Genomic DNA, 8,343 nt, shown 5'->3' with positions numbered 1-8,343 from the left:
AAACAGCTGGCTGTACGACGAGCTGTTCTGCAGCCGCAACTTCGGTCCGGCCATCCACAAGTTCGGCGCCATCCTCGGCGGCGCGTTCAACTTCGTCGACCAGAACCTGTTCGGCGGCAAGATCCCGCTGACCCTGCACGACAACCAGCCGGACTACGCCTGCCTGAAGCCGGCTGCCGCGTGCGCGAAGATCGACTATCCCAAGCCGGACGGCAAGCTGAGCTTCGACAAGCTGTCCTCGGTGTTCCTCTCCAACACCAACCACGAGGAAGACCAGCCCTGCCACCTGAAGCTGGTCGATGCCTCGATCCCGCTGGGCAAGAACCTGCCGCTGTATGACGAGCCGGCGCAGCGCTATTGCCCGGCCGGGGTGTACGAGATCGTCACCCTGGAAAGCGGCGAGAAGAAGTTCCAGATCAACGCGCAGAACTGCGTGCACTGCAAGACCTGCGACATCAAGGATCCGGCGCAGAACATCACCTGGGTGGCGCCGGAAGGCACCGGCGGGCCGAATTATCCCAACATGTAAGGCGCAGCCCCGAGGATCCGCCCGTCAGCTGGCGGACCTCCTCTGCAGTAGCCAAGCCCGAAAACGCAAGAGCCACTGCCCCGCATGGGACAGTGGCTCTTTTTTTCAGGGACGATCCAAGCCCTGTTTGACCGGGACACCAGGCCCTCACTGGGGCTGGTAGTAGCCCACCGCGACCAGGTAGTTGCCGACCCGGCGGATGTAGGCGTGCTTCGGCTCGTTCTGCTTGGTCACCGGGTTGAGCCACTGATAGTCGAACTCGCCCTCGCCCTTGTTGAGGGCAATGTCGAGCATTGGCTGGCCGATCACCTTGCCATCCGGTCCCTTGATCGAGGCGAAGTCACGCGCCAGCAAGCGTCGGTTGTAGCCGTGGGCGACGAAGCGCTTGGTCTGCAGGTCGACGACCAGAACGTACAGATCGCCCTGGTAGTAGCGCTTGTCGAACTTGTTGATGGCGTCGATAGTGGCTTGAGGCTCGCTGGCCACCGCTTTGGCCGCCTCATCGAGCAGCTTGCGGGCATCGGTCGAGTCGGCGCGCGGCATGTAGTAGCCGACCGCAATGACATGGTCGCCGACCCACTGATAGAAGGTGTGCTTCTTGACGACCTTGCCGTCGAGGGTCCAGTCGCGGAAGGGGTATTCGATCTCCCCGATGTGCCCTTCGCCACCCTCCCGTGACATCAGTTTGGCACGCGCCTCGGCGCCGACCGCCTCGCCGATATCCTGACCGGCCAGCAGGATCGACGGCCCGCCACTGGCTACCAGCACGCCCTGCGCGTCGACCACGTAGACGTAGAGATTATCGACAGTGAACGGCCCGCGGCGACTGAATGTGGCCAGCGCCTTCTCGCCTTCCTGACGATAGTAAGCGACAGCCTTGGCCAACATGGCTCTCGCCGCCTGCTCCTCCTGTGCATATTGCGAACTTCCCGCCACCGGCGGTGAATTCTCCGCGGCAACGACAGCTGCCGGCAGAGCCAGCGCCCCCAGCAGAACACCCATGCGAACCAGATCGGACATGTAAACCCCTTGTTTCAGCGTCAATTGTTTTTGGAATCGCCGCGGCGACCTTTGCCACCGTCCACCGGTCGTAGCCGGCAGGAATACACTCTCGCTCAAACGCAACGACCAAGGAAGCCCTTGGTCGTTGCTGGTAACGCTTCTAGTGGCCCCACAGTGCCGAGGGGCAGCCCAACCACCGCCACGCAATCACTCACGGCGGTGAAAAGCAGCAGGCTGGCAACAACTTGCCAGCTCAAAGCCCATGGTCCCGTTAACGTTCAACGATGGCTTGCGACTGCGGCCAGCTCGTTCTCCCGGATCAGCTTCTTGTTGATCTTGCCGACGCTGGTCTTCGGGATGTCGGCGACGAAGCGGATCTGCCGTGGGATCGCCCACTTGTTGATGTGCCCGCTGGCGACGAACTGCTGCAGGTGCACCTCGATGGCCTGCTGGTCGAGACTCTCGCCCGGTGCGCAGACCACCAGGGCCAGCGGCCGCTCGCCCCACTGCGCATCGGGAATGCCCACCACGGCGACCGCGGCGACCGCCGTGTGCTGGCTGATCAGGCTCTCCAGCTCCAGCGAGCTGATCCACTCGCCGCCGGTCTTGATCACGTCCTTGATGCGGTCCTTGATCTCCACCACGCCACGCGCGTCGATGGAAGCCATGTCGCCAGTGTGCAGCCAGCCGCCCTCCCAGAGTTCGGCGCCCTTCTCCGGCTCCTTCAGGTAACCCTGAGTCAGCCAGGGTGCGCGGACGACGATCTCGCCCAGCGCTTCACCGTCGTGCGGCACGTCGTGGCCGGCAGCGTCGACGATGCGCAGGTCGACCAGCGGGATCGGCACGCCAGTCTTGATGCGCTCCGCCAGCTGCGCGTCCAGCGGCAGGGCGAGGTCTTCGGCGCGCAGGTGGGTCAGGGTCAGCAGCGGGCAGGTCTCGGACATGCCGTAGCCGGCATGGATGAGCATGCCCTGCTGGCTGGCCTGACGGGCGAGGCCCTGGGTCAGCGCGCTGCCGCCGAGGAGCATCTTCCAGCCGGCGAAGTCGGTCTGCTTGCCCAGCTCGCAGTCCAGCATCATCTGCAGGATGGTCGGCACGCAGTGGGAGAAGGTCACCCCCTCCTCGCGGAACAGGCGGACCAGCATGTTCGGCTCGTAGCGGCCGGGGTAGACCTGCTTGACGCCCAGCGCCGTGGCCACGTAGGGCACGCCCCAGGCGTGCACGTGGAACATCGGCGTGATCGGCATGTACACATCATTCGAGCGCAGCAGCGGCTGGCCCTCGTAGGCGGCGAAGGTGCCCAGCTCGTTGAGGGTGTGCAGCACCAGCTGGCGATGGGTGAAGTACACGCCCTTCGGATGGCCGGTGGTGCCGGTGGTGTAGAACAGGGTCGCCACCGAGTTTTCGTCGAAGTCGGGAAACTCGAAGTGGCTGGCGGCGCCGGCCAGCAGCGCCTCGTACTCGCCCAGTACCGGCAGTTGCGTCGGCCGGGCGCTGCCCTCGGTGAGCTGGACGTAGCCCTTCACGGTGGTCAGCTCGCCGTGGATCTGCTCCATGAGCGGCAGGAAGTCGTCATGCACCAGGACGATGTCGTCCTCGGCATGGTTTATGGTGTAGACGATCTGCTCCGGCGACAGGCGCACGTTCACCGTGTGCAGCACCGCGCCGAGCATCGGCACGGCGAAGAAGCATTCCAGCGAGCGGTGGCTGTCCCAGTCGAGCAGGGCCACAGTGTCGCCGGCCTTGATCCCGGCCGCGCTCAGCGCGTTGGCCAGGCGCTGGATGCGCTCGTTGAGGGTGCGGTAGCTGTAGCGCAGCTTGTCGGAGTAGACGATTTCCTGTTCCGGCTGGTAGAGCACGCCGGACAGCAGCAGGCGCTTGATCAGCAGTTGGTAGTCGTAGGCACCTTGCGCAGGCGGAATTATTTTTGTCGTCGCCATTGTTGTTTTCCCAACTTAGCCATTCTGAAATTCGGGTTCGCTGCACGCGGGAGAACCGGTATTCGCCCAGGCCGGAGCGCGCGTCCGGAGAGCCTGGTTCCCCCTCTATGGAACGAACAGTAAATAGCCCTCCCCTCGACCGCTTCACTTCGCACGCCACGAACTTGTCATTTGGTGACAGGCAGCGCCGCTGCAGGGCGTGCGCAGCCCGCCGCACAGCGCGGAAACCGGGGGAATGGCGAGGAGGAGGAAGGCGCCGCCACGCCCCGGCTAGGGGGCGTGGCGGGTGCGGAGGGACGCGATCAGAACTGCTCGGCGTCCAGCAGGTACAGGCTCGCGCTGCCGGCACGCACCGAGGCGCTCAGCGAGTGGATGCGCGGCAGGATGCGCGCAAAGTAGAAGCGCGCGGTGCCGAGTTTGCTGGCGTAGAAATCGTCGTCGCCCTGCCTGGCCAGCGCCACGGTGGCCATGCGCGCCCACAGGTAGGCATACACGGTGTAGCCGAAGGCGTGCAGGTACTCGACCGAGGCGGCGCCGATCTCGTTGGGGTTGGTCTGCGCCTTGTCGATCACCCAGGCGGTCAGCTGGTCGAGGTTGTCCACCGCGGCCTTCAGCGGGCCGGTGAACTCGGCTAGGGAAGCGTCGGCGCCGGCGATGAAGGCGTTGATCTCCTCGGACAGGTGCCGGTAGTAGCTGCCGCCGCTGGCGACCACCTTGCGCCCCATCAGGTCCAGCGACTGGATGCCGTTGGTGCCTTCGTAGATCTGGGTGATGCGGCAGTCGCGGATCAGCTGCTCCTGGCCCCACTCGCGGATGTAGCCGTGGCCACCGAACACCTGCTGGCCGTGGATGGTGGTTTCCAGGCCCATGTCGGTGAGGAAGGCCTTGGCCACCGGGGTCAGCAGGGCGACCAGCTCCTCGGCGCGCTTGCGGGTGGCGGCGTCCACGGCGTACTTGGCGAGGTCGAGCTGCAGGGCGACGAAGCTGGAGAAGGCGCGGCCGCCCTCGTTGAGCGCCTTCATGGTCAGCAGCATGCGGCGCACGTCCGGATGCACGATGATCGGGTCGGCCGCCTTGTCCCTGGCCACCGCGCCGGTCGGCGCACGGCTCTGGATGCGCTCGCGGGCGTACTCGACGGCGTTCTGGTAGGAACGCTCGCCCAGCGCCAGCCCCTGGATGCCGACGCCCAGGCGCTCGTAGTTCATCATGGTGAACATAGCGTTGAGGCCCTTGTTCAGCTCGCCGACCAGGTAGCCGGTGGCGCCGTCGAAGTTCATCACGCAGGTGGCCGAGGCCTTGATGCCCATCTTGTGTTCGATGGAGCCGCAGCTCACCGCGTTGCCCTCGCCCAGCGAGCCGTCGGCCTCGACCATCACCTTGGGCACCAGGAACAGCGAGATGCCCTTGGCGCCGGCCGGGGCATCCGGCAGCTTGGCCAGCACCAGGTGGATGATGTTCTCGGACAGGTCCTGCTCGCCGCCGGTGATGAAGATCTTGGTGCCGCTGACCTTGTAGCTGCCGTCGGCCTGCGGTTCGGCCCTGGTGCGGATGATGCCGAGGTCGGTGCCGGCGTGCGGCTCGGTCAGGCACATGGAGCCGGCCCAGCGGCCTTCGTACATGGCCGGCAGGTACTGCGCCTTGAGCTCATCGCTGGCGTGGTTGAGCAACGCCAGGCAGGCGCCGGCGGTCAGCATCGGGTACAGGGCGAAGGACAGGTTGGCCGAGTTGACCATTTCCTCGACCTGGGCGCCGATCACCTTGGGCATGCCCATGCCGCCGAACTCCGGCGCGCCGCCGACGCCGACCCAGCCGCCTTCGGCGTAGGTGCGCCAGGCCGCGGGGAACCCGGCCGGGGTCTGCACCGCGCCTTCGTGCCAGGAACAGCCTTCTTCGTCGCCACTGCGGTTCAGCGGAGCGATGACGCCCGCGGTGACCTTGCCGGCTTCCTCGAGGATGGCGCGTGCGGTGTCGGTGTCGACGACCTCGGCCAGCGCCGGCAGCTCGGCCCACAGGTTGGAAACTGCGAAGACTTCGTTGAGGACGAAATCCATATCGCGGAGGGGCGCTTTGTAATCGGACATTGGGAACTCTCACCCTGATTGCTGTTGTTGTTGGGAAACGCCGAAGAGGTCGTCATTGCCGCGCGGGCGGGACAGCGGCTTCATCGCTGAACAGCGCTTGCGCTGGCCCGAAGGGGAATCATCCACAAGGCCCGCAGCACCTGGACTCCCGCCTGCGCGGGAGTGACGGTCGGTGGCTATTTCCGGCCTTCTTCAGTAGCCGTCGTTGCGGCCATTCACCGCTGATTTTTTAACAAGCCACCCTCGGTGCACGCTTCGAACCTGGGGTGGATTTGCGGGTGGACCTCGGTGGAGGTCGAGGTGGAAGCGGCTTCCACCGACTTGGCGGCGACGGCGCCGCTGCGCTTGTCGGGCAGCAGGAAGTACGACAGCGCGGGGATCAGGATCAGCGCGCCGAGCATGTTCCAGACGAACATGAAGGTCAGCAGGATGCCCATGTCGGCCTGGAACTTGATCGGCGACCAGGCCCAGCCCACCACGCCGGCGGCCAGGGTGATGCCGACCAGGCCGACCACCCGGCCGGTGAAGGCCACCGCGTTCTCGTAGGATTCCGACAGCGACAGGCCCTTGCGCTGGTAGTGCAGCTGCACGCTGAGCAGGTACAGCGCGTAGTCGACGCCGATGCCCACGCCGAGGGCGATCACCGGCAGGGTCGCCACCTTGACGCCGATGCCCATCGCCACCATCAGCGCCTCGCAGAGCACCGAGGTGAGCACCAGCGGCAGCAGCGCGACCAGGGTCGCCCGCCAGCTGCGGAAGGTGAACAGGCAGAAGATCGTCACCGCCAGGTAGACGAACAGCAGCATGGTACGGTTGGCCTCGCGCACCACGATGTTGGTCGCCGCCTCGATGCCGGCGCTGCCTGCGGCCAGCAGGAACTGGCGCTCCTCGCTGCTGTTCTCGCGGGCGAACTTGTCGGCGATAGCTACCACTTCGTCGAGGGTCTCGGCCTTGTGGTCCTTGAGGTAGGCGATCACCGGCATCACCGAGCAGTCGCTGTTGAACAGCTCCGGGGCGTTCACCGAGGCCTGCTGGGCGGCGTAGTTCAGCATGTCCTGGTTGCGCTGGATGCTGTTCATCTTCGGGTTGCCCTCGAAGGTGCCGGCGGTGATCTGGCGCACCGCGTTGACCAGCGACACGGTGGTCTGCACCCCCGGGTGCTGCTGCAGTTCCCAGGCCAGGCGGTCGGCGAGGACCAGGGTCTGGTAGTTCAGGCAACCTTCCGGCGCGGTCTTGATCATCACCGCGAAGGTGTCGCTGGACAGCGCGTAGTGGCTGGTGATGTAGGCGTTGTCGCGGTTGTAGCGCGAGTCCGCGCGCAGCTCCGGAGCGCCGCTGTCCAGATCGCCGATCTTCAGCTGCAGGCTGACCACGAAGCCGCCGATGCCCATCAGCGTCGCCACCAGCACCGCGCCGGTCGCCCACTTGCGGGTGGTGAACAGGTCGAGCAGGTCCCACAGCTTGCCGAAGCCGCGGTGCTGGGCGGCGCGCGAGTCGATGCGCAGGGCCCGCTCGGCAGCCTTGCGGCCGACGCCGATGTAGGACAGCGCCACCGGCATCAGCAGCAGCGAGGTGAAGATCAACACGGCCACGCCGATGCTGGCGGTGATCGCCAGGTCCTGGATCACCGGGATGTCGATCAGCATCAGCACGGCGAAACCGACCGCATCGGCCAGCAGCGCGGTGACCCCGGCGATGAACAGGCGGCGGAAGGTGTAGCGCGCGGCGATCTGCTTGTGGGTGCCGCGGCCGATGTCCTGCATGATGCCGTTCATCTTCTGTGCCGCGTGCGACACGCCGATGGCGAAGATCAGAAAGGGCACCAGGATCGAGTAGGGATCGATGGCGTAGCCCAGAGCGGCGACGATGCCCAGCTGCCAGACCACCGCGGTCAGCGAGCAGGCGACCACCAGCAGGGTGCTGCGCACGCAGCGGGTGTAGAGGAAGATGATCACCAGCGAAGTGACCACCGCCAGGGCGAAGAACATCATCACCTGGATCAGGCCGTCGATCAGGTCGCCCATCAGCTTGGCGAAGCCGATCACGCGGATCTTGTACTTGCCGCTGCCCTCCTCGCCGCTCGCTAGAGCCTTGGCGTCGCCGGCGAACTCGTACTTGGCGCGCAGCTTCTCCTCGAGCATCCGCGAGAACCGGTGGTAGTCGATGCCGTGGCCGGTGACCGAATCCTGGTCGAGCAGCGGCACGATCAGCATGCTCGACTTGAAGTCCTTGGCAACCAGGCTGCCGACGATGCCGGCGCGGTTGATGTTCTGGCGCAGCTGCTCAATGTCGGCCGGCGCGCCCGCGTAGTTGTCGGGCATCACCGTGCCGCCCTGGAAGCCTTCTTCGGTGACCTCGGTCCAGCGTACCGCCGGGCTCCACAGCGACTTCATCCAGGCGCGGTCGACGCCTTCGGCGAGGAACAGCTCGTCGTTGATCTCCTTGAGCACGTTCAGGTACTCGGGATCGAAGATGTCGCCCTGGGTGTTCTCCACCACCACACGCACCGAGTTGCCCAGGCCGCGCAGCGACTTGCGGTTCTCCAGGAAGTTCTGGATGTAGGGCTGGCTCTGCGGAATCATCTTCTCGAAGCTGGGACGCAGCTCCAGACGGGTGAGCGCCATGTAGCCCAGCACCAGGGTGACCAGCACCATGAACACCACGAACAACGGTCGGTAATTGAAGACCAGGCGCTCCAGCAGGTTGCCGGAGCGCGGATCGAACTCGCGCAGGTCGCGGATCACCGGCATGGTGTCTTGCTTGATGTTGGCCATCGCTAGGTACTCTTTTT

General features: G+C 65.5%; 5 protein-coding genes. 1 reads left to right on the top strand and 4 read right to left on the bottom strand.

From position 1 onward, the window contains the following. On the top strand, positions 1-529 hold a 529-nt coding region (locus tag KRX52_RS07155), incomplete at its 5' end, for a 4Fe-4S dicluster domain-containing protein (RefSeq protein ID WP_217681045.1). Positions 530-676: 147 nt separating this feature from the next. On the opposite strand, the gene KRX52_RS07150 is transcribed toward KRX52_RS07155, so the two are convergent. From KRX52_RS07150 to KRX52_RS07135, 4 genes are all read right to left on the bottom strand, one after another. Then, positions 677-1,549 carry a cache domain-containing protein gene (locus KRX52_RS07150; RefSeq protein ID WP_217681042.1) on the bottom strand — a complete coding sequence of 291 codons (873 nt, stop codon included), beginning with the start codon at positions 1,547-1,549 and terminating at the stop codon, positions 677-679. Positions 1,550-1,809: 260 nt separating this feature from the next. Then, positions 1,810-3,471, bottom strand: coding sequence for a fatty acid--CoA ligase (locus tag KRX52_RS07145; RefSeq protein WP_217681040.1), 1,662 nt, complete (start codon positions 3,469-3,471; stop codon positions 1,810-1,812). Between the two features lie 302 nt (positions 3,472-3,773). Further along, the gene (locus tag KRX52_RS07140) at positions 3,774-5,552 is read right to left on the bottom strand and encodes an acyl-CoA dehydrogenase C-terminal domain-containing protein (RefSeq protein ID WP_217681038.1); all 1,779 of its coding nucleotides are present in this window, start codon (positions 5,550-5,552) and stop codon (positions 3,774-3,776) included. Between the two features lie 215 nt (positions 5,553-5,767). After that, the gene (locus tag KRX52_RS07135) at positions 5,768-8,326 is read right to left on the bottom strand and encodes an efflux RND transporter permease subunit (RefSeq protein ID WP_217681036.1); all 2,559 of its coding nucleotides are present in this window, start codon (positions 8,324-8,326) and stop codon (positions 5,768-5,770) included. Positions 8,327-8,343 lie beyond the last annotated feature (17 nt).

Origin of the sequence: Geopseudomonas aromaticivorans (genome assembly GCF_019097855.1) — a bacterium.
In the GTDB taxonomy this organism is placed as follows: Bacteria; Pseudomonadota; Gammaproteobacteria; order Pseudomonadales; family Pseudomonadaceae; genus Geopseudomonas; species Geopseudomonas aromaticivorans.
Note: the sequence above shows the minus strand (reverse complement) of the source record. Positions and strands in the feature narration are given on the sequence as shown.

Bases quoted from the DNA above. Each gene is read 5' to 3' on its own strand.
- KRX52_RS07150 (WP_217681042.1), bottom strand. From the start codon at position 1,549: ATGTCCGATCTGGTTCGCATGGGTGTTCTGCTGGGGGCGCTGGCTCTG.
- KRX52_RS07145 (WP_217681040.1), bottom strand. From the start codon at position 3,471: ATGGCGACGACAAAAATAATTCCGCCTGCGCAAGGTGCCTACGACTAC.
- KRX52_RS07140 (WP_217681038.1), bottom strand. From the start codon at position 5,552: ATGTCCGATTACAAAGCGCCCCTCCGCGATATGGATTTCGTCCTCAAC.
- KRX52_RS07135 (WP_217681036.1), bottom strand. From the start codon at position 8,326: ATGGCCAACATCAAGCAAGACACCATGCCGGTGATCCGCGACCTGCGC.